Genomic DNA, 24551 nt, shown 5'->3' with positions numbered 1-24551 from the left:
AGCCTGGTTCGTAATAATTGGCTCGCAGATTACGAACCAAGGTTAAAATTACGTAATAAATTACGTACCCGTATCGTCGGTTACAACCTCGGCCAGCTCGTTTAAAAATTCCCAGTTATCAGCCATGTTAACAAGCTCTGTGCCCATTTCACGCAGCTTATCACGGGTATGCACCAGGTTATGAAGTTGAGATATTTCACGTCGTAAGTTGATAATCGTTCGGTCTTTGAAGCGATTACTTTGCATCAACAACCACACGCGCTCAAGTTCCTGGGGAGAATAGCTCGCACCGTGCGGAGTATGTAAGCGGCCATCACGGCCAATCATAAAGCCAACCCAATCGCCTTGTTGGGGAATACCGCCAGCGGCCATAGACTCAAGCAACGTTGTCGCGCTTGGTGTGGGCTTGTTCGTACGCATCCATCTATCTAACGTGCTTTCACTGACACCCAAAGCGGCCATCGCGCCTTTACGGTCAATTAAGCCCTGGTCGGTAATAAAACCTGCATTGCGCAGTAGTCGTTTAAAATCGATCATTTTCACTCCTTTAATGTGTCGATTTATCCGAACCAGTCATACTTACGAAAAAAGTCCGGTACTTATCGGCACAAAACAGGGCGACAAGAAAAAAAATTTAAAAAAATTTAAAAAAATTTTCGCCAAAAATACCCAAAATAGAAAAGTTATGAAAACAAGGCTTAGGGGGAGCATTTTGGCTGAACTATAGAATGGTGCTGTGAGTCGTCATTTTGAGGTCATTTAACATAATCTAATTTATAGGCTATTACTACAATGCCCAGATATCGACTATAGAACCGACATTAAAGTCCAATACTAGACGGTATCGGACATTTTAGAGTCATTACGGCTTTTAGCATGTTGTGACACGTGTTGTTCATTTACCAATTTATACAATTTCCTAGTTAGTTACTGCGCTTTAGTCTATGGTTGTATTGAGCAATATGCGCTTATCGCATAGTATTAGTAACCAAACCACGAATAAAAAGACGTATTATGGAGTTTGTTCGCCCTTTGGAGCCGATTCTGATCATTGATGATGATCAGTCCATGCGAAGTTCTTTGACCACCATCCTCACCGAGCTGGGTTACGACCAAGTCGCGGTTGCTACAGATGTCGCAGAGGCCAAACCGCTGTTATCACAACTGGAGCCAGAAGTGATATTCGTGGACATAGCGCTCCCAGACACTGATGGTTGCGACGTCGTCAGTTACCTAAAAGATTTACACCCCCACAGTCGAATTATCCTTTGCGCTGATCATAACTCCCAGGAAAACGTAGAACATAGTTGGGAATTCGGTGCGCAAGAATACATTAGCAAACCATTCAACGCGAATAAGGTTGATATGGTTATGAAGCGTTTAGAACTAAATTAATAAGCCCCCTTATGCAAGAACAATTAAAACAGCTTACCTTAGGCCTAGCTGATGTTATTTATGGCAAAGAACAGCAAATAAAGTTAGCTCTGTGTGCAATGTTAGCGCGCGGCCATTTATTATTAGAAGATCTTCCAGGTATGGGTAAAACAACCCTGTCGCATGGTTTGGCACAAGCCCTGGGGATGAGTTATCAACGTATTCAATTTACCAGTGATTTGTTACCAGCAGATATTCTGGGGGCAAGCATTTTTAACACTCAAGAGCAGCGCTTTTCGTTTCATAAAGGTCCGGTATTTAGCCAAGTAGTACTCGCCGACGAAATAAACCGCGCGGGCCCTAAAACACAGAGTGCGTTGCTTGAGGCCATGGAAGAAGGCTGTGTCAGTATCGACTCTGAACGATATACGCTCCCTACTCCATTTTTTGTGGTTGCAACGCAAAACCCACAGCATCAATCCGGCACCTTTCCATTGCCAGAGTCACAGCTAGACCGGTTCTTTATGCGCTTAAGCTTAGGATTCCCCCCAGCCGATGCGGAAAAACAACTCATTCGTGGCCATATTCCTCAGCGTGATAAAGCTATTGATGCCATTATCAGTGCCGAGCAATTAGAAGCCATGCAGGCCAATGTTGATAAGGTCACTATAGCCAATACCGTGGTTGATTATATCTTGTCACTCGTGACTCACACCCGTCATGATAAAGATATTAGTCACCCTTTATCTCCTCGTGCCAGCATCGCGCTCGCCCAAGGTGCACGGGCTTGGGCATTTATGGAAGGCCGTGACTTTGTTATGCCAGAAGATGTGCAAGCTGTGTTCGCCAGTATTTGTGAGCATCGTATTAATCCGCATGACGTTTACAGTCAAGGCTCTGTATGCAGTGATATTCTCGCTCGCGTCAAGGTTCCGCTTTAGTATGCTCGCAACAATGCAACAGGGATGGTCGTCCATACGAACGCGAATAGAATCCCTACTGCTGCGTGATAAACACAAAAAAAAGCACCTGACACTGGGTCACAGTACGTTGTATGTGCTGCCATCTAAGCTGGGCTTGGGCTTTTTGCTTATTGCCGTGTTGAATTTTATCTTGGCCGCCAATTATCAGAATAACCTAGTGCAAGTTGTCTCTTATTTGATGTTGGTATTGGTGTTGATGTCGTTAATTCAGGCCTATACCAACTTAAAGGGCCTCGAGGTCAAGTTTAATAATATTAGTGATGTTTTTGCGAACCAAACACCGGTATTGAATATTACTGTATGCAATAACTCGCGTACCAGCTATGGCGTAAAACTAACGTGGCAAGGTCAATGTAAGGAAGTTGAACGCGTTAGCCAAGATGCCCAGGTCGTGCTTGTAAGTGGGCATAAATGTTCCCGTGGTAAGTATCCAGCAACACGACTCCAGATTTCAACGGGGTTCCCATTTGGCCTCGCTAAAGTATGGAGCTATCTAGAGCCGCGTGCGCATTACTTTGTTTATCCATCTGCACACGCGCACAATACTGCACTAACCTATGAGGCCAGTGAAAATCAAGGTGAAATGAACGCGCTTAAGCCGCAGTCAGGAAATGAAGAGTTTTATGCCTTGAATGAATATAAACAAGGTGCTGACTACCGCCGCATTTCTTGGAAACACTTTGCCAAGCGTGAGCAGTTGTTAGTGAAAGAGTTTGTATCCTATCAGGATGCGCAATATATGCTCGACTACGCATCACTACAAGGCAGTGTTGAGCAACGTTTGAGTGCAATGGCCTATTCCATCGAGCAGGCGAAAAGCACCCAAACAAAGCTTGCGCTGCGTATTGGCAGTACTCAGTTTGATGCTGATAACAGCCCCTCCCATTATACTAATGCATTGCGTGCACTGGCTTTATTTAAAAATGGAGAGAAATGATGCTGTCTTTTGTTAGCACGGTGCTCAGTGTCATCTACATCGGTATTTTCACGTTAATAGGCGCGGAACTCCCCTCCTTAATGCTGAGCCTGTTGTTGTTACTGTGTCTTTGGAATTTGTTACTGGCAAACAAGTCATTGACTCGCCCAGGTGCACTGGCTACTAACTTATTGGCAGCGGCTTGTTTAGGTGTGCTGTTTGTGTCGGTCAGCTATGATGAAAGTGTCCTACTGTTCGTGTCAATGCTGTTACAGGCAGCAATATTAAAGCTCTTACAAGCGAAAACGTCCAAGCAGCTATCGACTGTCATTGTGCTTACCTTCTTTTCATTATCGACTGTGTTCCTTTATCAACAGTCTTTATATAGCTCAATATTAGTGGCCATATTTTACGTTTGTTTGCTGGCATCTTTAGCCGCCTTACATGGCGCTCGTACGCCCAAACGAGCCTACTTTCAAGCCTTTGGCTCGTTCGCTATGGCAATCCCCATCGCTGCGTTGTTGTTGTTATTTATTCCTAAAGTGCCTGCATTTTGGAAACTTCCTGGCGCTGGCGGCGCTAAAACAGGCCTTAATGAACGTATAGACCCGTTCAATATTGCCAATCTGGCGAAATCCGATGACTTGGTATTTCGTGCCGAGTTTCCAGGGCAACTTCCTGCGCCCCCCTATTATTGGCGAGCGCTTAATCATGAAGAATTCGACGGCAAAGCATGGATAAAAGCGCAGCGCCCTCCTCGCCCTCGTACGGATATAGACTGGCAAAGCTATAGCGCTCAGGCAACTCTGTACTTAGAAAGCTCCGCAAACCGCTGGCTATATGCATTGCAAGACAGTGTTAGCCCGAGTCAAAAAGTAGAGAATTTACGAGGCGGTTTACTTAAGCGCAAAGAGTCAGCAGCTTCGAGCTTTCAATACCCATTGCTTTACCGACAGGTGCAAGCAAGTGTCCTGACTAATTATCAATCTCGCCTTAATCGTCTACTGCCAACCGATGGGAATCCGCAGGCAAGAGCGTTAGCCCGGCAGTTGAGTCAAAGTACAAACACGGCAAACCAGTTTGCTAGCCAGCTAATGGGCTTTTATGAACAACAAGGCTTTAGCTACACGTTGACTCCAACGCCGATCACCGATGACAACTCCCTTGATGTATTTCTCACCCAAACTAAGCGTGGCTTTTGTGGCCATTATGCCAGTACAAGTGCATTTATAATGCGTGCTGCGGGGATCCCTGCTCGTGTGGTGTCAGGGTATTTGGGAGGAGAGCAAAGTGAACAGGGTAATTACCTGCGTGTATATCAGTATGATGCCCACGCCTGGGTTGAGTACTATGATGGCAATCAATGGCAGCGTTTTGATGCAACCAGTGTGGTCGCGCCAGAGCGATTAAATGGCTCGCTCTCTCAGGTTCAAGAGCTGCAACAAGAGTTTATGGATAACCTTGATGTCGGCTTATTGCAGTTGAGCCACATAGAGGCATTGAACTGGTTGCGATTGACATTGGAAGAGCTCGATTACAGCTGGACAAAGTGGGTGCTTGGTTTTGATCAACAAAAACAAAAAAGTGTGCTTAAAGATTTACTCGGTAACCAAGTAGCACAGTACAGTATGGTGTTGGCCCTTTGCGTGGTTGCACTTGTTCTGCTTGGGTTATTGTTATTAGGTAGTCGCAAACAACAGCAGTCAATGAGTTTCAGCGCTAAATGGCTGAATAGGCTGTTTTTATATGCAGATAAACAGGCACTGCTTAGCACGCAAAATAGCACACCCAAGCAAAAGCTGGCACAATTAGCAACACACTGCCCCGGCGCGGCAACGCCACTTGCACGTATAGAGCAGCTTTATACGTTGGCCGCTTATAAGCAACGCCCGCTTACCAAAGCACAGAAAAAAGACCTTGTAAAACAGGTAAAAAAAGCAATAAAAATAATAGGCTAGAATATGAATTCGGTATTAATTGGCGTCATTTTGATGCTTGCACTCACCCTGTTACGAGTGAACGTAATCGTGGCGATGACTGTCGCAGCTGTGACCAGCGGATTAATCGCTGGATTACCTTTAAAAACAACAGTAGAAGCGTTCAATAATGGCCTCTCAGGCGGCGCTGAAATTGCCCTCAGTTATGCTATGCTCGGCGCCTTTGCTGTGGCTATCTCGAAATCTGGCCTCACCACTTTACTCGCTCGTCGACTATTGAAAATGATGGGGCAAGAGCATATTTCTTCGCGGTTTTTATCTTTTGCGGTGCTTTCAGTGATTCTCTTTTGCTCTTTGGCATCACAAAACCTCATTCCTGTACATATTGCTTTTATTCCTATACTTATTCCACCGCTGTTAGGTATCACTAATGGCTTAAAGTTAGACCGCCGCGCCCTCGCCTGCACACTCACCTTCGGCTTAGCTACGGCTTATATGGTGTTACCTTATGGCTTTGGGGGCATTTATTTATACAACATTTTGCATTTAAATTTGGTCGAGAATGGCTTATCAATCGACAAAACCAGCGTTCCTCTAGCTATGGTGATCCCGGCACTGGGCATGGTTTTCGGCTTATGTGTTGCGCTTTTTATCAGTTATCGCAAAAGCCGCAGCTATAACAATATATCGCTCGCTACAGAAGAGACTGAGAATGCAATAGCCCACCCATCAAAGGTCTTAGCCATAGGCTCTGTGGCAATCGTGCTGTCACTCGCAGCTCAATTTCTGAGTCAATCGATGATTCTCGGTGGTCTTGTTGGGGTGATTGTGTTTACTGTGTTTGGCATTGTTAAATGGCATGAAAATCAAGATGTGTTCTCCAAAGGAGTGGCGATGATGGCGATGATCGGCTTCATTATGATTTCAGCGCAAGGGTTTGCCGAAGTTATGAAAGCCACGGGTCATGTTGATTCACTCGTTGCCAGTGCCGCAGATATGATTCAAGGCAACAAACCATTAGCGGCGGCGCTTATTCTGTTAGTAGGACTACTCATTACTATGGGGATCGGCAGCTCATTTTCTACAGTTCCAATTATTGCAGCACTTTTCGTTCCTTTGTGTTTGCAACTGGGGTTTTCCCCAATGGCCACGGCTGCATTAGTAGGCACGGCGGGCGCCCTGGGTGATGCAGGTTCACCGGCGTCAGATTCAACACTCGGGCCCACTGCAGGATTGAATGTCGACGGCCAACATGACCACATATGGGATACCGTGGTACCAACCTTCTTACATTTTAATATTCCACTGGTTTTGTTTGGGTGGCTAGCGGCCCTTGTGCTATAAAGGGGACAGATTTTAGCCAATTAGTACCCGCACAAGGAGGTGAGATGTTCAAGCAACTAACATTACTCAGTGTTATTTGTGCCACGTTAACTGGCTGCGGCGGCAGCGATAATGCAACTTCAACACCGATAGATCCAGCCCCTGAACCTGAGCCCACACCTTCAGGTATTACCTTTACAGATGCGGGGCTGTCGGGCGAGCGCATTAATCACCTGGTTCATTTCAACGATGCGATTTATGCCGGGACTGATACCGGCTTATTTAAATCCAACAATGACACGTTTACTCAGTGGCAGAAGGTAGCCACGACCTCAGCCCCTATCAGTGCCATGTGTGCAAACAGCACCGAGCTTTTCTATGCCACTCGTCCAGCGCAACGATCGACACTGACGAAAGTGTCGATGAACGAAGAGCTAAGTCATATTGAGCATCGTTTTGCCCCAAGCGAAAGTGAACACATCTACGCACTCTATTGCACTGAATCAGCCTTATACGGGACCGGGAACCTAGTGCTTTCGGTCTCCTATGATGATGGAGTAAGTTGGCAAGCGCTGGCAGGAGAATATGGGTATGCGGCTACCGGCATGACGGCCTCGATGCACAAAAGCGGCAATATGCTGTGGTACGGTGGTCAAGGTGCAATCGAAAACCCAATATTGCGTCGCGTAGATTTAGAGAACCTTGCACAGCAGGAATATCACGATTTGTTTCCTGCCCCGAGCACAATTAAAGCGATTAAGACCACTTCCCAAGGGGAGATTATTATCAGTGGTGAAGGAGGTTTAATGAAAAGTGCCGACCAAGGCGAAACGTGGACACAAATCTATCGAGACGAACAAGTACCCTATCGTTTCTATTTTGATTTTATCTATACAGAAAATACTCACACGCTAATCAGTGCTGGATGGAACAAGAGTCAAAAACGTGCCCCCCAGCCTCTTTATGTCGACGTAAGTGATAATGGTGGCGAGCAATGGCAGCGCTTTCACTATGATAAAAGTGCTGACTATCATGGCGGCGTATTAAGTCTATTGCTACTGAGCAGCGATGAGCAGTCCGTTTCATTGCTATTGGGGTTAGACATGGGCGGCGTTGTGAAAGCCCAATATTACTACCCCACACACTGATGCTGCGGTATGTAAAAACTATAGATTGTATGATGTGTTCACTTATTGGTGGAATAAAGGCCGCGATGCTGCGGCCTAACAATAAGAGTTTATTTAAACCCGTTGAGCATGCGTTCGCACACTACAGGCGTTGGCCTGTGATTGTCATCCACAGCAACAAAGGTAAAGCTGCCACGAATCGCTAAATGTTTGTCATCGCGGTGCATGGTTTCAAGAAATATCTCCACATCCACTTTTAAGCTGGTATTGCCCACATGGACTACGCGAGAAACTAACTCAGCAAATGTGCCCGCCGGTATTGCTTCTTTAAAATCAACACGGTCGGACGAAATAGTCACTAATGGTTTGCGACAAAAACGGGTTGCTGCAATAAATGCCGCTTCATCCATCCATGCCAGTGCATCGCCACCAAATAAGGTATTATGATGGTTGGTACGCCCAGGAAACACGGTTTTAGTCACCGATGTTTCCGAATCTTCTATGCGCTGTGCAACAACGGCTTCTTTATCTAACTTACTGCTCATTCGTATTAACTTCACTCGCTAATGTATCAATCATAAGTAATTGTGGATCCAATCGTTCATTAAACCAATTGAAACGCCAATCTAAATGGGGGCCAGTTACCCGGCCAGTAGCCCCTATTTGCCCTATCACATCGCCGGTTTTCACAGTATCCCCCACATCAACCAGCACCTTGTGCATGTGAATATAAGTGGAGGTAATGCCATAACCATGGTCTAAAATAACGGTGCCACCGGAATAATAAAGCTCAGGATGCGCCATCACGACTTCACCACTGATTGGCGCGTAGATAGGTGTACCAGTCTTGTTGGCGATGTCGAGACCAAAGTGTGGCCGTTTAGGGGTGCCGTTAAAGTAACGCTGGCTGCCATACACACCGGAGATTCGACCCACTGCAGGACGATATACCGGCTCAAGGAACGCCGTGCGTTCACTGTTGTTAGCACGCGCTTGGCGAACCAGTTTTGCATCGTTACGGATGCGCTCTAAAACTTTTTCAGGCGGGGCGACATATTTACTTGCCACACCTTCTATTTTATCTATTTGATACTCACGCTCAGCAATGCTGAAATCAAGATGATGCCATTGCTCATCTTGGCTTTGCCACTTTAATTGCTGATTAGTTTGTGCATCACGGCCGAAGCCAAAAACAAAATAGCCATCTTTGCTAAGCTTAAGCTCGCGCTCAGCAAAAACGACCTTTTTAGCATCTTGTAGCTGCCCTATAACCATACCGCCTTGGGTCAACTGACCTTTAATCAATGGGGTCGGCAGCTCTTGGGCTTCGCTCTCAATCGGCGCACACAGTGATGCCCCTAGGAGCAAGGCAGTGATTGCTATACGTTTAAGCATAACCAATCGCCCCTTTACCTACACCTTCGTAGGCGCGAACCTCTACTTGCTTATCCGGGTGAGCTTGCTTAATTTGCTTGGCCATATAATCGGCGATACATTCGACTGTGGTATCACAAGGAAGTACCTCAGTACGCTTTGCACTGATTGCCAATTCAAACTCACCTTGATTAGCATGGTAACGGCTACAGATGTCTCCCGGTGCTGCGCTTATATCTTGTAAGTGTGCAGCCTCCACCACATCCTCTTCGCTGACCAAGTAAATATCAGCCCAACGCTGCGCCCACTGCTTTTGCACACTGGGCATGGCCATACCATCTAGCCAAACGCCTAACGTTGAGCGGTGGCCATGAACAATTCGCTGGCAGTTGCCGTCGTGTTTTTTTAGGCCATGAGAATAATGATAATAAAAGCTCTGATGCTGCTCAGCACGCAACGTCAAAGTAATACCTTTGACGTTCTCTGGCAGCTGAGGAGTGATTTCTGCGACTAGATACTCGGTCACTACTTGCTCATTAATACTCGGTGCGTCAATCAAGCAAACTGCTTGCTTTGGGCCGCTCATAGCGAAATGGTGTTCGTTGTTATCGCCAAAGTTACTTTCCAGCGTCACTTTGTCATCGCCCTGAAGGATATCGATATTGGCTTTAGTGGGTACCGCCAGGGTGTGGTCAACACTGTTATCAATAATGCCCTTGATTTGTTTTTTCACTAAACCAAAGTCAAGCAACATGGATTCATCGTTTAAATCGCCGTCTAAAGTCAAGTCAACAATCCAACTCTCACCAACCGGGCCGCGCTGGGGGCAAAAAAAGGAGAAATCAATCACGGTTAAGTCGTTGACGAAGAGCGTCATACACTGTCCTTGCATGCAGTTGAGAAGATGTCGCAATTATACAAGGGATGAAGTAAAAATGCTGCCTGAATTTGAATCCTTGGTGATAAATCCAACATTGCTATGTGGCAATAACGAAGCAGTCACACTACAGACACAAAAATGGCGTAAAAATAACATCCTAAAGCACTGTTCAGAGTTGTTTAGCGTACAAGTGTACGCTAAAGTAGCTGGCAAATTTTCGACAATAAAGTGTGTTATGGAACAAAAAAATAGCTACTCCAAAGAAGACTTGGTTTCATGTGGCCAAGGTGAAATGTTCGGCGAAGGTAACTGCCGCTTGCCTATCGATAACATGTTGATGATGGACCGTATCACCTCAATCACTGATGACGGTGGCCAATACGGTAAAGGCGAAATTGTCGCTGAACTCGATATTAACCCCGACCTATGGTTTTTTGATTGTCACTTTAAAGGCGATCCGGTGATGCCCGGCTGCCTTGGCCTCGATGCAATGTGGCAGATCGTTGGCTTTTTCCTTGGTTGGTCTGGCGGCCCTGGCTTAGGGCGTGCCCTAGGTGTAGGTGAAGTAAAATTCACCGGACAAATTTTGCCTACTGCTAAAAAAGTAACTTACCGTGTCCAGATGAAACGCGTGATTAAGCGTAAATTATTCATGGGTATGGCCGATGGCACAGTGGAAGTAGACGGTCGCGTTATTTATGAAGCTAAAGATCTAAAAGTGGGTTTATTCCAAGATACCAGCGCTTTTTAAATGTAGACGCTAGAGACGAAAAACGCCGCGTAATTGCGGCGTTCTTTTATTCGTTTGCTCTTTATACTTTATACATAGAGCGGTCTTCGACGGCTTCACGCCACCCTCCGAGCCATTGTGATCGTGGATCTATTTGTTGGTAGGGGCAATGTTCTTTTGAACGGCCTGCCATGCCTGCTTTATAACCTTGAGAATGTGCACGTTCTAGACGATCACGCTTTTGTCTCTTCATAGGTAAGTCCTCACCATTATAGTTTTGATACGTTGTAGTGAATCGGTCATCTACATTTAATGGATAGTTAATAAAACTGTCACTTGCAATCAACAAATTTAACCTTTGCCTATTGACAAACCCTAACTGGCTGAGCGCGGATTAAATTTAGTTTTGAAAAATTTCAGTGGTCGTACCTCGCGTTCGCCGACCTTTTTATTGGACTATTTTTACGTGGATTTTCGCGCGCGCTTAAATGATCAAACACACGCTTAACGCTTGTAAATAAAGACAGTGGTTTCGCTAAAAAAGTTCCTGTCCTTAGCTCTAATCTGCCGTCTATTGACCTTAAATTCAACCCTTAATTTGACACAAATTTGCCATAATTTATGTCCGTGAATAACGCTAGCTCCAAGTTCAACACCAAGCTGGCGTTGTTATGTGCTTAGTCATGCACTGTGCAAGTATTTACTGGCTCAATTATGTTTTTTAGGATTTTTTGCCAGAAAGTTTTCGCTCTGCACGGCGCACAGTTCGAACTCTCGCGTGTTTTTGTAAGGCAGCTTCATAAAACCCGCAACACCTATGCCATCAATGGCCATCGCGTATTGCATAATCTCATCAAGTAATTGGCTAAATCGCACCTCTTGGCTGGCATCCAATAACCGATAATAATGGTGTATCTTCAAACGCTGGGGCAAAGATTCAAAAATAATGCATCCGGTGTGGTGTATTTTATTCAGCTCAAATACGCATTGAATGATTTTCTTGGGAAGCTGTAGCTGCTCATCCGGGTCTTTACCATCTTCAAAATAAGAATGCTGCCTCAGCATCTCAGTACCGGGTATATTTATAACGTCATAATGCAATTGTGGCAGTTGCTCGAACTTAAAGGCGCCGGTTTCATCACGCTCAAGTTGGATTGTCTGTCGGGCATCGAATAGACAACATTTAAACAACCCTTTTTGGGTGATCCCTTGCGCCAACTTCACGGTGTTGTCCACCGCATCTTGAAATGAACACTCTAATAACTCGTCATACAAGATTAAGCTTGATTCAACAAACAGTGATGACTGCTTCCAGTGAAAGCTCAACCCGCCCACAACGGGGTATTTGGCCAAGCGGCTGATCGCTGCCAAAAACGCTTTTTCAGTATCACCGGTATCAAATAAAAACTCTCGGTAATAGCGCTCCAATTGCGCATCATTAACATCAACCAACCGCTGTTGACTGTCTGCCTGGCGCAAAAACTGCTTACGCGAGCTGTACACTACCGTATCGGGCAAAGTCGCTACCTGCGCCTTCCAAACTGGGATCAATGCTTTATCTCGAACCAACGGATTATCAGGAACATAGGCGCGGGCCATGGTCGGCATATTACGCATAAAATAGTCGCCGCCGGCGTCGCGCGTTGCCTTGTCTTTACTGAGCATGGCATCAATCACCCGGGCAAATTCTTTAGGCAACCCCAGTGATGCAGCAGGTATCACTTGCGCACCAAAACGACACGACTGCCCAGACGCCAGCGCATACAACGTTGACGCCACCCCTTGCTCGTCAAAACGCGGAGACGATTGCGCCCCAGACATTTGCTCATCACCAATAAAGTAGACATCCCCCATGCGCGCGTTGGTATTGGTTACATCCGCAGACATTAAGTCCATCACATTTGCGGCAATGGGCTGCCCACTGGCATCCAGCTGCGCATAAACAGAGCTCCCCCAATCAACCAGTGACAAGGTTTTGCTGCGCTCATCCCAGACCAAATTGGAAGGCTTAATATCCCCATGAACAACGGGCATAGGAGTGATCCCACCTCGGTAGTTTCGTAATACGTGTAATAACTGGTGGAGCTGCAGCGCTAAATCGAGAAGTTGCTTGGCAGTAAACTTGCCTTGGCGAATAGACAATTGTTCTAAGTCTTCACCCTCGGCTCGCGCCATCATCAATATGCCTTGCTTTTTTACCCGTTCAAAGGCATAAAATTGCGGGATCATCGGGTGATCAAAGCGTGAAAGCATATAGGCTTCGTCTTCGAGCCTATCGCGCACTGATTGCGCTAAAGTAATACGAGAGAATTTAAACACCCAGTGTTGTTGACTATCATCAATACCTGCGAACACAAAACCAAATGCGCCGGAGCCAATTAACTCAACATTTTTATAGCCCAGCATGGTGAGCTGTTTAATGCATATATTCAGCCATTGCTTATGCTTTTTAGCATCGCGATGAGAGAGCAAATAAATAGATTGCTCTTCATTAATATAAAAATTGGTGATTGCCCGTTGCGCCAAGCTTGCCTCTGGGTGTTATCTGCTAACTAATTGCTAAGTTTACGCTTTTTGTTACATATTCGACAACATAAAGCACCACTTTGCGAGCCTAAAATGCTTGTCCTAAAAACGGCAATAACGTATTCTTTTACGCTTTGAACGACAACGAAAGGGAATTCCCATGAAAAAAGTACTAATCGGCGGTGCTGTTGCCGCTGCTGTGGCGGCAGGCCTTTATTATTCAAACCAAGGTGCTGGCGGCGGCGCGAGTATGGCTGAGCTAGATTATGTGCCTGCTGATACTGTCTTTTTTGCTTCACAGTTAAAACCGTTTCCATATAAGCAATACGCACAGTTGTTACCCTCTGACATGATGTCCAGCGGCACCGACGAAGAGCTCACCCAAGCTATCGAACGTGCAAAGGCTCAAGGAAACGTTAACGCCGTATTCTTCTTCGAACTACTAAACCAGTACGAGCGTAGCGTACGCGATGGCAGTTATACGCAAACGTGGGGCATTGGTAATGACCTACGCTACCTAGGGTACGCTATTGGTTTAATGCCAGTAATGCGCGCTGAGCTCGAACAACCGCAAAACTTTATCAATACGCTGAAAAAAGCAGCCGACAACGCGGGCGTGAGCTACGCTGATGAATCATTGAATTCGCAGTCTTACACCCGCTTTACCCTTGCACTTGATGACAGCAGCTCCGTGGCGATTATCGCTGCGATTAAAGATAACTGGCTAACAGTGACCCTAGATAGTGAATTCAACAATCAAGATGACCTTGCCTTAGCCCTTGCTACTGAAAAAGCACAAACAAGTTTAAACAGCTCCAACCGTGTTAATGACTACATCAATAAATATCAGTGGGACGGCAGCTCGATTAGCTACGTTAACTTTGAAGCATTAGCTTCAGCAGCAGTCGCTGACAAACCCTCACGTTTAAGCAGTATGCTTGATGCCATTCTTACGAAAATGGGCCAAGCACAAGCAATGCAAGCTTTGCGCACCCCTGGTTGTAAAGCAGACATTCCAGCTATTGCAGCGAAATGGCCCGCTATCGTCTCTGGCACGTCAAATGTCAAAGTCAGTGACAGCAGCGCCGACTTTGATGCGGATATTGTGATTGAAAGCACGGACAAAGATATTTTGGGCGCGTTACAAACTGTTCGCGGCTTTATTCCAAGTCACGTGACCAATAAAGACGATGGCTTATTTAGCGTCGGTTACGGTATCGATGTGGGTAAACTTGCACCACTTGCTAATACCGTTTGGAGCGCATTTACGCAGGCTGAGTTTACCTGTGAGCCGCTAATGATGGCACAACAGCAAGCGAAACAATCAAACCCAATGGCTATGGCGATGGCCACCGGCATGGCTGCCGGAGTAAAAGGGATCAGCGTTAGCGTACAAAATGTGGTGATGGATTTCAGTGGCTATACCCCACAAGTAAGTGATATTGATGCGTTAGTCACGCTTAGCGCCGATGATCCAACAACACTCATAAACACCGCAAAAGGGTTAGTGCCGCAGCTAGCACAAATTGAAATCCCTAGTGATGGCACGCCTATTTCGATGAATGAAATTATGCCAGTGCCTGCCAGCGGTAATGTGGATGCTCAACTGGCTATAAACGGTCAGCACATCACTGTATACAATGGTGAAAAATCAACGGCGCTCGCCGCTGACATGAGTTCACAAGCAGTGGATGCCAACGGTGTATTAGGTATGAGCCTGCAATTTGCACCGATGATGGACATTGTCCTTGAAGCCGCCGCCAGTACAGGTGAAGAATTGCCACCTGAAATCCACTCGTTGGCTAAGCAAAACATGAAGCTATCATTGACAACAGATATCACCGACAACGGCATTGAGATGAAATCTGAAACCAATATCAGCAAAAGTAAATAACCACTAAAAAGGGCGCTAACAGCGCCCTTTGTTATTTTTAGCTTGCCAATACTACAGGCGAATACCGCCGTCTATCTCGACCACGCGACCGGTAAAGAAATCATTTTCGAAGATGTACTTCGCCGTATGCGCGATTTCTTCTGCTTCACCTAAACGCCCCACCGGCTTCATTTTAACAAGACGCTCTTTCGCTTCAGGCTTCATTGCATCGGTCATTTTGGTGCGGATCACGCCAGGTGCAATGGCACCCACGCGAATACCATAACGACCAAGCTCTTTAGCCCAGCTTGTGGTCATGGCCACTACACCCGCTTTAGCGGCTGAATAGTTAGTTTGCCCCATGTTTCCGGAACGAGCCACACTGGACATATTAATAATCACCCCGCCCTCGGCGTGCTCCACCATGTGCACGGCGGCTTCGCGCCCGCACAAGAACACCCCGGTCAGGTTAACATCAATGACCGATTGAAATTGGCTTAGTGACATTTTATCGACCACCTTGCCCTCTTTCGCCTTAATAAATAAACCATCACGCAAGATGCCGGCATTGTTTATCAAGCCGTGGATAGCACCAAAGTCTTTCGCTATAGCAGCGAATGTCTGCTCAACTTCTGGTTCAACGCTGACATTGCAGATATAGCCTTGGATTTTGGCATCGGCGAGCGTGCTATGAGTTTTTAGCTGCGCTATCGCCTCGTCTAATAAAGCGCTGTCCATATCAATCAGCGCCAAATGTGCACCGGCTTTCGCCGCCATAGCGGCCATCGATAATCCCAAACCTTGGGCACCCCCGGTGACGACGACTACTTTGTTGTTTAATTCCATAGTTACTTCTTCTCGAATAAATTGAATATAGCACTGAAGTCTTGCGCCCCTGCCCCTTGGTTTTGTAGCAGGGTGTACAAGTTTTTGCTAAGCGCCCCTAAAGGGGTAGCCGAGCCAGAATTCTGAGCGGCTTCCAGTGCTAAGCCCAAATCTTTGGCCATTAAATCGACCATAAAACCGGGCTGATAGTTATTGCTTGATGGCGCGTTTTCCAGTACCCCAGGGCAAGGATTGTACAATTCTAACGTCCAGTTCCGCCCCGAGCTATTGACCATGATGTCCGACAGCACTTTGGGGTCTAAGCCGTGATTAATGCCCATTTGCAGAGCTTCACTGGTCCCGGCCATTAAAATACTCAGCAGCATGTTATTGCAGATTTTTGCCACCTGACCGGCGCCAATATCGCCAGCATGGAAGATATTTTTCCCCATATCTTCCAGGACCGGTTGCACGGCATTAAAGTGAGTCTTAGCGCCACCAACAATAAAGGTCAAGGTACCAGCACTGGCTCCAGCGACCCCGCCCGAGACGGGCGCATCGACAAAGGCAATGCCCTTATCGGCTAAGGCTTGTCCGACTTCAGTGGCACTCGCCGCATCAATGGTTGAACAGTCAATCACTACGGTGTCACTGGCTAAATGATGGATTAAACCATCGTCTGCCAAGTATAACGACTTAACATGCTTTGCAGCTGGCAACATGGAGATCACAAACTGTGCGCCGTGGGTGACCTCATCAGCGGTTGTACCTGCATGCGCGCCTTCATCGGCAAGCTCGTTGACCACCTGCTTGTTTAAATCAAAGACACTAACCGAGTGGCCGGCCTTAATTAGGTTACGCGCCATAGGCGCACCCATATTACCTAAACCAATAAATCCTATTTTTGCCATGCTGCCTCCTAGACTAGGGTTTCAAGTGGGTGTTCACGCCACTGGCGATTAAAAAAGCGCTCAATTACCGACTCAGGTACCTCTTGCAAACTGGGGTATTGCCACTGCGGACTCATGTCTTTGTCTATCAGCAATGCGCGCACCCCTTCTTGAAACTCACCCACTTCACAGCACGTCACCGACATACCGAGCTCCATTTTGAAGCAGGCTTTGAGTGACAGCCCTTGAGCACGCTTAAGTTGTTCAAATACCAAGTGAGCACTTAGCGGACATCCATGCTTCAGCGTTTTTACGGCTTTAGCTAACCATTTATCATCACTTTCTATACCCGTAAGGTAGTTTACCTTACCTGCTAAATCGCTGTATTCGCTCATACGATTTATGGTGTTCAAATGAGTGCGCAGGCCACCTTTTTCCATGGTTTTTGACTCACCATCAAACTTCTTCAAAAGTTGAGTGAGCTTATCATGATTAAGTGCAGCCACTTTACCCCAACTCTGCTCGCACAAGGTTGCTAGTAAGGCGGTAAACTTGTTGCTATCGATACTGTGATCGGCAAGGGCAGCGAAGCGTGCATCATCGGCATTCATCAGTGCCCCGGTCAGGCCTAAGAACAAGCCAATGTTGTCCGGTGCTTTTTGCAAAAAGTAGCTCGCGCCTACGTCAGGGTACAAGCCAATGGTGATCTCCGGCATCGCAAGCTTCGAGCGCTCAGTGACCACCCGATGACTGGCGCCAGCCATTAGGCCCATACCGCCGCCCATGATAATGCCATCACCCCACACAACAATCGGTTTGTTGTAACAGTGGATGGCATAATCAAGACGGTATTCCTCACTGAAAAAGGTTTGCCCATAGTCTGCAGGCTCCCCTGTAGCCATAGCGCTGTGCAAGCTGACGACATCACCACCAGCACAAAACGCTTTATCACCCATCCCTTTAAGAACTACAAAGGCTAATTCATCGTCATCGGCCCAATGCTTCAATTGCTTATCAAGCAAGCGAATCATATTTAAGTTCAGCGCGTTGAGAGCCTTAGGGACATTGAGCGTTGCCAATCCAATTTTAGAGCCGTTGCTGCACTGAGCCAGTTCAAAAACAACTTCGGCGTCTTGATTATTTAACGGGATAAGTTCGTCCATTAGCCATTCACCCACTTCGCTTTACGCTTTTCAAGGAACGCGTTAACGCCCTCGGTTTGGTCCTGGGTGTCGAATAGCTTCACGAATAGCTCGCGTTCAAGTGGCAAAGCGCTGCGAATATCGCCATGACGACCCTGTTGAATAAGAGTTTTACAATAGCTGACCGCGACTGGGCTTTGCTCACCTACCTGCTCAGCGAGGGCAAGAGCTTTATCTAAGCTTTCACCGCTGCCAACGACCTCTTCAATTAAGCCTATGCTATGCGCTTTGTCCGCTTTAATACGCTCACCACACAAAATCATGCGCTTAGCCCAACCTTCACCAACTAAGAGCGCCAAATTTTGAGTGCCACCAGCACACGGAAGTAGACCCACTTTTGCCTCAGGTAAGGCCATCTGCGCTTGCTCTTCGGCGATGCGAATATCACAGGCTAAGGCCACTTCCAAGCCTCCGCCCATAGCAAAACCATTGATGGCAGCAATAGACACACCACGAAAATCGCTTAAAGTTTCAAAGGCGGCGCCAAATACTTGTGACATTTGTGCAGCAACGCCTTTATCGCCACTGGCAAACACATTTAAATCGGCCCCAGCAGAGAAAAACTTCTCTCCTTCCCCGGTAAGCACCAAGGCAAAAATGTCCTTGTCGGCGTTTAGGGCTTCAACCTGCTCTTTAAGTGCTGTCAGTGTCTCTTTCGTCCACGTATTAGCCGGTGGGTTGCTCATTGTTAAAATGGCGGTGTGGCCACGTTTTTCCAACTTTATTTGTGCTGACGACATAATGACTCCTTATAGAATTTCGCTGACGTGATCAGCCAAAATACGGCGCGCAATGATCACTCGCATGATTTCGTTAGTGCCTTCTAAAATTTGATGTACGCGCACATCACGAAGGTGGCGCTCCAATGGGTATTCTTTGATATAGCCATAACCGCCATGAATTTGCAGTGCGTCATCGCAGACCTTTACGCCCACATCGGTGGCAAAGCGTTTAGCCATGGCGCAGTAAGTGGTTTTTTCACTGTCATTGCTGTCGAGCTTAAACGCCGCTAAGCGGATCATTTGTCGGGCCGCCACCAGTTCGGTGTTCATATCTGCGAGTTTAAATTGCAGTGCCTGAAACGCCGCTAATGGCTTACCAAATTGTTCACGCTCTTTTAGGTACTCTTTGGCGGTGTTCAATGCCTGCTGCGCCGTACCTAATGAGCAGGTCGCAATATTAATGCGGCCACCATCAAGCCCTTGCATAGCAAACTTAAAGCCCTCGCCCTCTTGACCTAACAAATGGTCTTGAGGAATGCGTACATTTTCGAACGTGACCAAACGGGTTGGTTGCGCGTTCCAGCCCATTTTTTCTTCGGCTTTACCATAGCTGATCCCTTCGGCATCGGCAGGCACAACAAAAGCGCTAATACCCTTGGGCCCTGCTTCGCCAGTGCGAGCCATCACTACTAACACCTGAGTACTGCCAGCGCCGGAAATAAACATTTTTGAGCCGCTGATCAGATAATCATCCCCGTCACGAATCGCTTTGGTCTTCAGCGACGCCGCATCGGAGCCACTGCCTGGCTCGGTTAGACAATACGAAGCCAGTTTTTCACCGGTGACAAGCTCAGGGCAATAACGCTCCTTGGCGCTATCAGTACCAAAGCTTGCGACCATCCACGTCGCCATATTGTGGATAGTAAGCATGGCGGTTGTGGCGGTACAGCCCTTAGCTAGCTGCTCGAAAATGATGCTTGAGTCAAGACGTGACAGCCCTAGACCACCGACTTCTTCCGGAGTATAGAGGCCACAAAAGCCCAGCTCACCGGCTTTTTGTAGGGTCTCTATTGGAAAAATATGTTCTTGGTCCCATTTAGCTGCAAACGGGGCCAACTCTTGGGCAGCAAAGCGCTCAGCCATATCGGCAAAGGCTTGTTGGTCTTCTGTAAGGTTAAAATCCATAATGCACTCTCTTTACTACTTACATAGCGGCCGGATTTAACCGGCCGAACCAGTTATTTTAGGTTGATGCTCATATTGGGACCGCTGACTGCGTCGTCTTCAAACCAACGTGCGGTGATGGTTTTGGTCTCAGTGTAAAAACGCACACCTTGTTTGCCATAGGTATGCTGGTCGCCATAAAACGAGCCCTTCCAGCCAGTAAAGGAGAAAAACGGTAACGGCACTGGAATTGGCACATTGATACCCACCTGACCCACTTCAATATGGTGCTGGAATTTACGTGCCGCTGCGCCGCTGGCGGTAAATAGCGACGTACCATTGCCATAAGGGTTGTCGTTGATTAAGGCGATGGCCTCTTCCAAGGTATCCACAAACACACAGCACAGTACCGGGCCAAAAATTTCCTCGCGGTAGATAGCCATGTCTGGAGTCACATTGGCAAATAAAGTTGGCCCCACCCAGTTGCCCTTCTCATAGCCTTCTACAGTGCAATCTGAACCATCAAGCAAACACTCGGCACCTTCTTCTTTACCTTTGGCAATCAAAGACAGAATACGCTCTTTGGCCGCAGCGGTGGTTTGCGGGCCATACGCAGCATCTTGGTTATCCCAAGTGCCTGGGTGTACTTTGCTCAATGCGCTCTTCAAATCATCAACCCATTGCTTTGACTGACCCACAAACACCGCCACGGAAATACCCATACAGCGTTGTCCTGCGGCGCCAACAGAAGAGCCCACTAGGTTATTAATAACATTCTCTTTATGCGCATCTGGCATCACCACGAGGTGGTTCTTCGCACCCACACAGCACTGCACCCGTTTGAGGTTAGCGGTGCCTTTATCGTAAATGTATTGACCTACTGCACAGGAGCCGACAAAAGAGATAGCGCGTACATCATCATGCTCTAGGATCTGATTAACCTGATCTTTTGCGCCATGCACCACCTGCAATACCCCTTTAGGTGCACCGGCCTCTTCAAATAACTCCACTAGACGCATCGGCGTGAGCGGATCTTGCTCAGAGGGCTTAAGGACAAAGGTATTGCCACAAACGATAGCCAGTGGGAACATCCACAGTGGGATCATCGCCGGGAAGTTAAACGGGGTGATCCCCGCACACACCCCTAAAGGTTGGATTAATGAATAGGTATCAATATTGCGGGCAACGTTAGAAACCGTCTCCCCCATCATATTTGATGGGGCGTTCGCCGCTTGCTCAACAACCTCAATACCACGCCAAACGTCGCCTTTGGCATCTTCAAAAGTTTTACCTAACTCATGGCAGATAATTGTAGCTATTTCATCATGATGCTCTTTTAGTAACTGCGCATAACGCATCATAATGCGTGCTCGCTCAGTGACCGGCACATCTTTCCACGTTTTAAACGCTTCTTTAGCTGAGGCAATCGCCTCATTGACTTCGTCTTCGGTAGCCAGTGGCACTTGCGCCAAGACTTCTTGGTTTGCTGGGTTAAGAACATCCAGCCATTGTGATGATGTGGATTGGCGCATTTCGCCGCAGATATAAAGTGGTACCTGATGCATGATGCATACTCCCCAAAATAGCAGCGCCCAGTGTTGTAGTAATTATGGGCGCGAAAAAATTAAAGTGTTTCGATAGCTAAAGCAACGGCTTCACCGCCGCCGATACACAGTGACGCGACACCGCGCTGTTTGCCTTGATTACGCAACGCATGAATTAGCGTGGTCAAAATTCGTGCACCACTGGCTCCAATTGGATGGCCAAGTGCACACGCGCCGCCGTGAACATTGACTTTGTCAGCATCAAGTTTCATTTCATTAATAGCCAGCATCGTGACCATGGCAAAGGCTTCATTGATTTCCCATAAATCAACGTCGTCTACTTGCCAATCAAGCTTTTTCAATAGCTTCTCCATAGCGCCAACAGGGGCGATGGTAAATTCAGCCGGTAAACGAGAGTGGGTGCTGTGCCCGCTGATCCGGGCAATGGGCGTCATGCCTTGCTTTTGCGCTTCGCCATAGCTCATTACCACAAGTGCCGCAGCGCCATCGGAGATTGACGAAGAGTTTGCTGCGGTGATGGTGCCGTCTTTTTTAAACGCTGGGCGCAGTGACGGAATTTTATCTGGACGGGCGTTCCCCGGTTGCTCATCCACCTCCACTGTCACGTCTCCTTTACGACTGCTGATAGTGTGCGCGGTGATTTCCGTTTTAAAGGCCCCGCTTTCAATCGCTTTATTGGCTTTAGCCAGTGAGTTAAGCGCAAATTCGTCCATTTGCTCACGAGTCATGTCGTATTGATCGGCAGTGCTTTGTGCAAAACACCCCATCGCGAGATTATCGTAAGCGTCCTCTAAGCCATCCATCATCATATGGTCTTTTACTTCGCCGTGGCCCATGCGCATGCCTGAGCGCGCCTTCGGTAACATATAAGGAGCATTTGACATGCTTTCCATGCCACCAGCGATAACACTATTAACACTGCCTGCCTTGATTAGGTCATGAGCCAGCATTACCGCTTTTAGACCTGAGCCACACACCTTATTAATGGTTGTTGCACCAGTGTGCTTTTCCATACCTGCTTTCAACATCGCTTGACGCGCAGGCGCTTGTCCCAAAGCAGCGGGCAAAACACAACCCATAATGACTTCGTCGATTTCGCCGGCATCTAGATTAACGCTCGCTAAGGCGCCTTTGATTGCGCTAGCACCCAACTCAGTGGCGCTGGCACCACTTAGTGCACCCATAAAACCACCCATGGCGGTACGCTGGGCACTAACAATAACAATATCGTTATCCTGCAATGGTGTACTCATACTGTGTTCTCCATATCAATTTCACTTGAGCATACATAAAATTTACGTTTACGCCAACGTCAATTAGATAAGTGAAATGATGAAATTTCAATCGCTGTAAACTTTAGCAGCCACCGCCTAGTTACGCCTATAAAAACAATGCGAGTTTAAGCTAAGCCTTATAAACAGTTAGCTTCAGGGCTTATGGAAAAGAAAATAGAAGAATAAAAGTGAGCACCAAATGCAGCTTTACCTTTACGTAAACTTCACTTATATTGGTGTTAAAAATTTGTAGTAGATAAGACTAAAAGACAATGACAGAGCAAAGCCCAACGGCCAGCGAGCAAACGTTCTCTATCAGTGAGCTTGCCAAGGAGTTTGATATAACCACCCGCAGTATTCGTTTTTACGAAGACCAAGGGCTTATTACTCCGAGACGAAATGGCCAAACCAGAATCTATTCTAAACGCGATAAAGTGCGCTTGAAGCTGATCCTTCGCGGTAAACGCTTAGGTTTCACCTTAGCAGAAACGGGTCGATTGTTCGAACTTTATGACGCGGACAAATCCAGTGCCAAGCAGCTTGTCACTATGCTCGATCTTATCGAAGATAAAAAAGCACACCTCAATCAGCAAATGGACGACATTAAAGTCGTGCTAATGGAACTCGTTACGGCTGAGAAACGCTGCCGTGAAACCCTCTCACATTTACAACAGGATTAATCACCATGAGTACAATTTCGCTTTATAAAGAACTCAACTTCGGCCTCGGGGAAACAGCCGATATGATCCGCTCCCACGTAAACTCATTCGCCAGCGCCGAGATTGCGCCGCTCGCTGAACAAACCGACGAGAAAAACATGTTCCCCAATGAGCTGTGGCCCAAATTTGGTGAGATGGGGCTACTAGGCATGACGGTAGATGAGCAATATGGTGGTGCCGGCTTAGGTTATCTCGAACATGTTATTGCGATGGAAGAAGTAAGCCGTGCCAGCGCCTCAATTGGCTTAAGCTATGGCGCACACTCTAACCTTTGCGTTAACCAAATCTTCCGTAACGGTAACGAGCAACAAAAAGAAAAATATCTGCCTAAACTGGTCAGTGGCGAGCACATTGGTGCATTGGCGATGAGTGAACCTGGTGCCGGTTCAGATGTGGTGTCTATGCGCTTAAAAGCGGAGAAAAAAGGCGACCACTACATCCTAAACGGCAACAAGATGTGGATCACCAATGGTCCTGACGCTCACACCTTTGTAATTTATGCCAAAACCGATGCCAACGCCGGCCCGAAAGGGATCACCGCGTTTATCGTCGAGCGTGACACTCCTGGGTTCAGCCAAGCGCAAAAGCTTGATAAATTGGGGATGCGTGGCTCAAACACTTGTGAACTAGTGTTTGAAGATTGCGCCGTGCCCGAAGTGAACATTCTCGGCAACCTTAATGAGGGCGTCAAAGTACTTATGAGTGGCCTCGATTATGAGCGCGTAGTACTCGCTGGCGGACCACTGGGTATTATGCAAGCGTGTATGGATGTGGTCGTTCCTTATATTCATGAGCGTAAACAGTTCGACAGCCCGATTGGTAACTTCCAACTTATCCAGGGCAAAATTGCCGATATGTATACGCAAATGAATGCCGCACGCTCCTATGTTTACACCGTTGCCCAAGCGTGCGACAGAGGCGAAACCACCCGTAAAGATGCGGCCGGCGTTATCTTATACGCGGCTGAGCTAGCAACAAAAATGGCCTTAGATGCAATTCAGATTCTGGGCGGCAATGGCTACATAAACGAATACCCCACTGGGCGTCTGCTGCGTGATGCCAAGCTGTATGAAATTGGTGCTGGCACCTCAGAAATTCGCCGTATGCTGATTGGCCGCGAGCTATTCACTGAAAGCCGCTAAGGTGC

The 24551-nt window shown here is 47.2% G+C and carries 23 protein-coding genes; 10 read left to right on the top strand and 13 right to left on the bottom strand.

Annotated elements, in window-relative coordinates; translation table 11 throughout:
- Nucleotides 1-60 precede the first annotated feature (60 nt).
- A complete protein-coding gene (locus tag W04_RS16400; RefSeq protein ID WP_053911629.1) occupies nucleotides 61-537 on the bottom strand; it encodes a hypothetical protein in 477 nt (158 codons plus the stop codon).
- A gap of 477 nt (nucleotides 538-1014) precedes the next feature.
- Here W04_RS16400 and W04_RS16395 point away from each other — a divergent pair, with 477 nt between their 5' ends.
- From W04_RS16395 to W04_RS16370, 6 genes are read left to right on the top strand one after another with little or no spacing between them, the layout of a single operon-like run.
- Nucleotides 1015-1395, top strand: coding sequence for a response regulator (locus W04_RS16395; RefSeq protein WP_022944208.1), 381 nt, complete (start codon nucleotides 1015-1017; stop codon nucleotides 1393-1395).
- An 11-nt stretch (nucleotides 1396-1406) separates the two neighbouring features.
- Nucleotides 1407-2315: a MoxR family ATPase gene (locus tag W04_RS16390; protein ID WP_053911628.1), complete on the top strand. Its 909-nt coding sequence runs from the start codon at nucleotides 1407-1409 to the stop codon at nucleotides 2313-2315.
- Between the two features lies 1 nt (nucleotide 2316).
- Complete coding sequence (locus W04_RS16385; protein WP_053911627.1) at nucleotides 2317-3294, top strand: DUF58 domain-containing protein; 978 nt, start codon at nucleotides 2317-2319, stop codon at nucleotides 3292-3294.
- Nucleotides 3291-5231 (top strand): DUF3488 and transglutaminase-like domain-containing protein, encoded by a 1941-nt coding sequence (locus W04_RS16380; protein WP_082342267.1) that lies wholly within the window; start codon nucleotides 3291-3293, stop codon nucleotides 5229-5231. Before W04_RS16385 ends, W04_RS16380 begins: the two co-directional genes overlap by 4 nt.
- A gap of 3 nt (nucleotides 5232-5234) precedes the next feature.
- Nucleotides 5235-6554: a Na+/H+ antiporter family protein gene (locus tag W04_RS16375; protein ID WP_053911625.1), complete on the top strand. Its 1320-nt coding sequence runs from the start codon at nucleotides 5235-5237 to the stop codon at nucleotides 6552-6554.
- 44 nt (nucleotides 6555-6598) lie between these two features.
- Nucleotides 6599-7681 (top strand): hypothetical protein, encoded by a 1083-nt coding sequence (locus tag W04_RS16370; protein WP_053911624.1) that lies wholly within the window; start codon nucleotides 6599-6601, stop codon nucleotides 7679-7681.
- An 89-nt stretch (nucleotides 7682-7770) separates the two neighbouring features.
- On the opposite strand, the gene W04_RS16365 is transcribed toward W04_RS16370, so the two are convergent.
- The 3 genes from W04_RS16365 to W04_RS16355 are packed head-to-tail and all read right to left on the bottom strand — an operon-like array spanning nucleotide 7771 to nucleotide 9911.
- A complete protein-coding gene (locus W04_RS16365; RefSeq protein ID WP_022944214.1) occupies nucleotides 7771-8205 on the bottom strand; it encodes an acyl-CoA thioesterase in 435 nt (144 codons plus the stop codon).
- Nucleotides 8195-9055, bottom strand: a complete 861-nt coding sequence (locus W04_RS16360) for a M23 family metallopeptidase (RefSeq protein ID WP_053911623.1) — start codon at nucleotides 9053-9055, stop codon at nucleotides 8195-8197. The genes W04_RS16365 and W04_RS16360 overlap by 11 nt, the downstream gene beginning before the upstream one ends.
- Complete coding sequence (locus W04_RS16355; RefSeq protein WP_053911622.1) at nucleotides 9048-9911, bottom strand: 6-carboxytetrahydropterin synthase; 864 nt, start codon at nucleotides 9909-9911, stop codon at nucleotides 9048-9050. Before W04_RS16355 ends, W04_RS16360 begins: the two co-directional genes overlap by 8 nt.
- A 238-nt stretch (nucleotides 9912-10149) precedes the next feature.
- Between W04_RS16355 and fabA the strand changes: the two genes are divergently transcribed.
- On the top strand, nucleotides 10150-10665 hold the full coding sequence (gene fabA, locus W04_RS16350; RefSeq protein ID WP_026111005.1) for a bifunctional 3-hydroxydecanoyl-ACP dehydratase/trans-2-decenoyl-ACP isomerase: 516 nt from the start codon (nucleotides 10150-10152) through the stop codon (nucleotides 10663-10665).
- A 61-nt stretch (nucleotides 10666-10726) separates the two neighbouring features.
- On the opposite strand, the gene rmf is transcribed toward fabA, so the two are convergent.
- Nucleotides 10727-10897 (bottom strand): ribosome modulation factor, encoded by a 171-nt coding sequence (gene rmf / locus W04_RS16345; protein ID WP_026111006.1) that lies wholly within the window; start codon nucleotides 10895-10897, stop codon nucleotides 10727-10729.
- Nucleotides 10898-11352: 455 nt separating this feature from the next.
- Complete coding sequence (locus W04_RS16340) at nucleotides 11353-13170, bottom strand: protein kinase (protein ID WP_053911621.1); 1818 nt, start codon at nucleotides 13168-13170, stop codon at nucleotides 11353-11355.
- A gap of 160 nt (nucleotides 13171-13330) precedes the next feature.
- Here W04_RS16340 and W04_RS16335 point away from each other — a divergent pair, with 160 nt between their 5' ends.
- Nucleotides 13331-15064, top strand: a complete 1734-nt coding sequence (locus tag W04_RS16335; protein WP_053911620.1) for a hypothetical protein — start codon at nucleotides 13331-13333, stop codon at nucleotides 15062-15064.
- 51 nt (nucleotides 15065-15115) lie between these two features.
- Here W04_RS16335 and W04_RS16330 read toward each other — a convergent pair whose 3' ends face one another.
- Genes W04_RS16330 through W04_RS16300 form a run of 7 tightly spaced genes read right to left on the bottom strand, consistent with a single transcriptional unit; the run spans nucleotide 15116 to nucleotide 22664 of the window.
- Nucleotides 15116-15889: an SDR family oxidoreductase gene (locus W04_RS16330; RefSeq protein WP_053911619.1), complete on the bottom strand. Its 774-nt coding sequence runs from the start codon at nucleotides 15887-15889 to the stop codon at nucleotides 15116-15118.
- 2 nt (nucleotides 15890-15891) lie between these two features.
- Entirely contained in the window at nucleotides 15892-16779 is an 888-nt protein-coding gene (mmsB, locus tag W04_RS16325) for a 3-hydroxyisobutyrate dehydrogenase (protein ID WP_045978803.1), read from the bottom strand.
- A gap of 8 nt (nucleotides 16780-16787) precedes the next feature.
- On the bottom strand, nucleotides 16788-17921 hold the full coding sequence (locus W04_RS16320; protein ID WP_022944550.1) for an enoyl-CoA hydratase/isomerase family protein: 1134 nt from the start codon (nucleotides 17919-17921) through the stop codon (nucleotides 16788-16790).
- Nucleotides 17921-18700 (bottom strand): enoyl-CoA hydratase, encoded by a 780-nt coding sequence (locus tag W04_RS16315; protein ID WP_022944551.1) that lies wholly within the window; start codon nucleotides 18698-18700, stop codon nucleotides 17921-17923. The genes W04_RS16320 and W04_RS16315 overlap by 1 nt, the downstream gene beginning before the upstream one ends.
- A gap of 9 nt (nucleotides 18701-18709) precedes the next feature.
- Entirely contained in the window at nucleotides 18710-19867 is a 1158-nt protein-coding gene (locus tag W04_RS16310) for an acyl-CoA dehydrogenase family protein (RefSeq protein WP_053911618.1), read from the bottom strand.
- A gap of 53 nt (nucleotides 19868-19920) precedes the next feature.
- Nucleotides 19921-21411, bottom strand: coding sequence for a CoA-acylating methylmalonate-semialdehyde dehydrogenase (locus W04_RS16305; protein WP_053911617.1), 1491 nt, complete (start codon nucleotides 21409-21411; stop codon nucleotides 19921-19923).
- A gap of 59 nt (nucleotides 21412-21470) precedes the next feature.
- Nucleotides 21471-22664 carry an acetyl-CoA C-acyltransferase gene (locus W04_RS16300; RefSeq protein WP_053911616.1) on the bottom strand — a complete coding sequence of 398 codons (1194 nt, stop codon included), beginning with the start codon at nucleotides 22662-22664 and terminating at the stop codon, nucleotides 21471-21473.
- Between the two features lie 293 nt (nucleotides 22665-22957).
- Here W04_RS16300 and W04_RS16295 point away from each other — a divergent pair, with 293 nt between their 5' ends.
- Both W04_RS16295 and W04_RS16290 read left to right on the top strand, forming a co-directional pair.
- Entirely contained in the window at nucleotides 22958-23365 is a 408-nt protein-coding gene (locus W04_RS16295) for a MerR family DNA-binding transcriptional regulator (RefSeq protein ID WP_022944555.1), read from the top strand.
- A gap of 5 nt (nucleotides 23366-23370) precedes the next feature.
- The gene (locus W04_RS16290; protein ID WP_053911615.1) at nucleotides 23371-24546 is read left to right on the top strand and encodes an isovaleryl-CoA dehydrogenase; all 1176 of its coding nucleotides are present in this window, start codon (nucleotides 23371-23373) and stop codon (nucleotides 24544-24546) included.
- Nucleotides 24547-24551: the final 5 nt, after the last annotated feature.

Source organism: Pseudoalteromonas sp. SW0106-04 (assembly GCF_001293805.1).
In the GTDB taxonomy this organism is placed as follows: Bacteria; Pseudomonadota; Gammaproteobacteria; order Enterobacterales; family Alteromonadaceae; genus Pseudoalteromonas; species Pseudoalteromonas ruthenica.
The sequence above is the reverse complement of the archived record's forward strand: the minus strand, read 5'-3'. Positions and strand labels throughout refer to the sequence as shown.

Excerpts from the sequence above, each read along its gene's own strand:
- W04_RS16330 (WP_053911619.1), bottom strand. The coding sequence starts at position 15,889 with ATGGAATTAAACAACAAAGTAGTCGTCGTCACCGGGGGTGCCCAAGGT.
- W04_RS16315 (WP_022944551.1), bottom strand. The coding sequence starts at position 18,700 with ATGTCGTCAGCACAAATAAAGTTGGAAAAACGTGGCCACACCGCCATT.
- W04_RS16310 (WP_053911618.1), bottom strand. The coding sequence starts at position 19,867 with ATGGATTTTAACCTTACAGAAGACCAACAAGCCTTTGCCGATATGGCT.
- W04_RS16360 (WP_053911623.1), bottom strand. The coding sequence starts at position 9,055 with ATGCTTAAACGTATAGCAATCACTGCCTTGCTCCTAGGGGCATCACTG.
- W04_RS16380 (WP_082342267.1), top strand. The coding sequence starts at position 3,291 with ATGATGCTGTCTTTTGTTAGCACGGTGCTCAGTGTCATCTACATCGGT.
- W04_RS16390 (WP_053911628.1), top strand. The coding sequence starts at position 1,407 with ATGCAAGAACAATTAAAACAGCTTACCTTAGGCCTAGCTGATGTTATT.
- mmsB (WP_045978803.1), bottom strand. The coding sequence starts at position 16,779 with ATGGCAAAAATAGGATTTATTGGTTTAGGTAATATGGGTGCGCCTATG.
- W04_RS16295 (WP_022944555.1), top strand. The coding sequence starts at position 22,958 with ATGACAGAGCAAAGCCCAACGGCCAGCGAGCAAACGTTCTCTATCAGT.
- W04_RS16400 (WP_053911629.1), bottom strand. The coding sequence starts at position 537 with ATGATCGATTTTAAACGACTACTGCGCAATGCAGGTTTTATTACCGAC.
- W04_RS16365 (WP_022944214.1), bottom strand. The coding sequence starts at position 8,205 with ATGAGCAGTAAGTTAGATAAAGAAGCCGTTGTTGCACAGCGCATAGAA.
- W04_RS16385 (WP_053911627.1), top strand. The coding sequence starts at position 2,317 with ATGCTCGCAACAATGCAACAGGGATGGTCGTCCATACGAACGCGAATA.
- W04_RS16370 (WP_053911624.1), top strand. The coding sequence starts at position 6,599 with ATGTTCAAGCAACTAACATTACTCAGTGTTATTTGTGCCACGTTAACT.
- W04_RS16290 (WP_053911615.1), top strand. The coding sequence starts at position 23,371 with ATGAGTACAATTTCGCTTTATAAAGAACTCAACTTCGGCCTCGGGGAA.
- W04_RS16375 (WP_053911625.1), top strand. The coding sequence starts at position 5,235 with ATGAATTCGGTATTAATTGGCGTCATTTTGATGCTTGCACTCACCCTG.
- rmf (WP_026111006.1), bottom strand. The coding sequence starts at position 10,897 with ATGAAGAGACAAAAGCGTGATCGTCTAGAACGTGCACATTCTCAAGGT.
- W04_RS16300 (WP_053911616.1), bottom strand. The coding sequence starts at position 22,664 with ATGAGTACACCATTGCAGGATAACGATATTGTTATTGTTAGTGCCCAG.
- W04_RS16335 (WP_053911620.1), top strand. The coding sequence starts at position 13,331 with ATGAAAAAAGTACTAATCGGCGGTGCTGTTGCCGCTGCTGTGGCGGCA.
- W04_RS16305 (WP_053911617.1), bottom strand. The coding sequence starts at position 21,411 with ATGCATCAGGTACCACTTTATATCTGCGGCGAAATGCGCCAATCCACA.
- W04_RS16355 (WP_053911622.1), bottom strand. The coding sequence starts at position 9,911 with ATGACGCTCTTCGTCAACGACTTAACCGTGATTGATTTCTCCTTTTTT.
- W04_RS16320 (WP_022944550.1), bottom strand. The coding sequence starts at position 17,921 with ATGGACGAACTTATCCCGTTAAATAATCAAGACGCCGAAGTTGTTTTT.
- fabA (WP_026111005.1), top strand. The coding sequence starts at position 10,150 with ATGGAACAAAAAAATAGCTACTCCAAAGAAGACTTGGTTTCATGTGGC.
- W04_RS16395 (WP_022944208.1), top strand. The coding sequence starts at position 1,015 with ATGGAGTTTGTTCGCCCTTTGGAGCCGATTCTGATCATTGATGATGAT.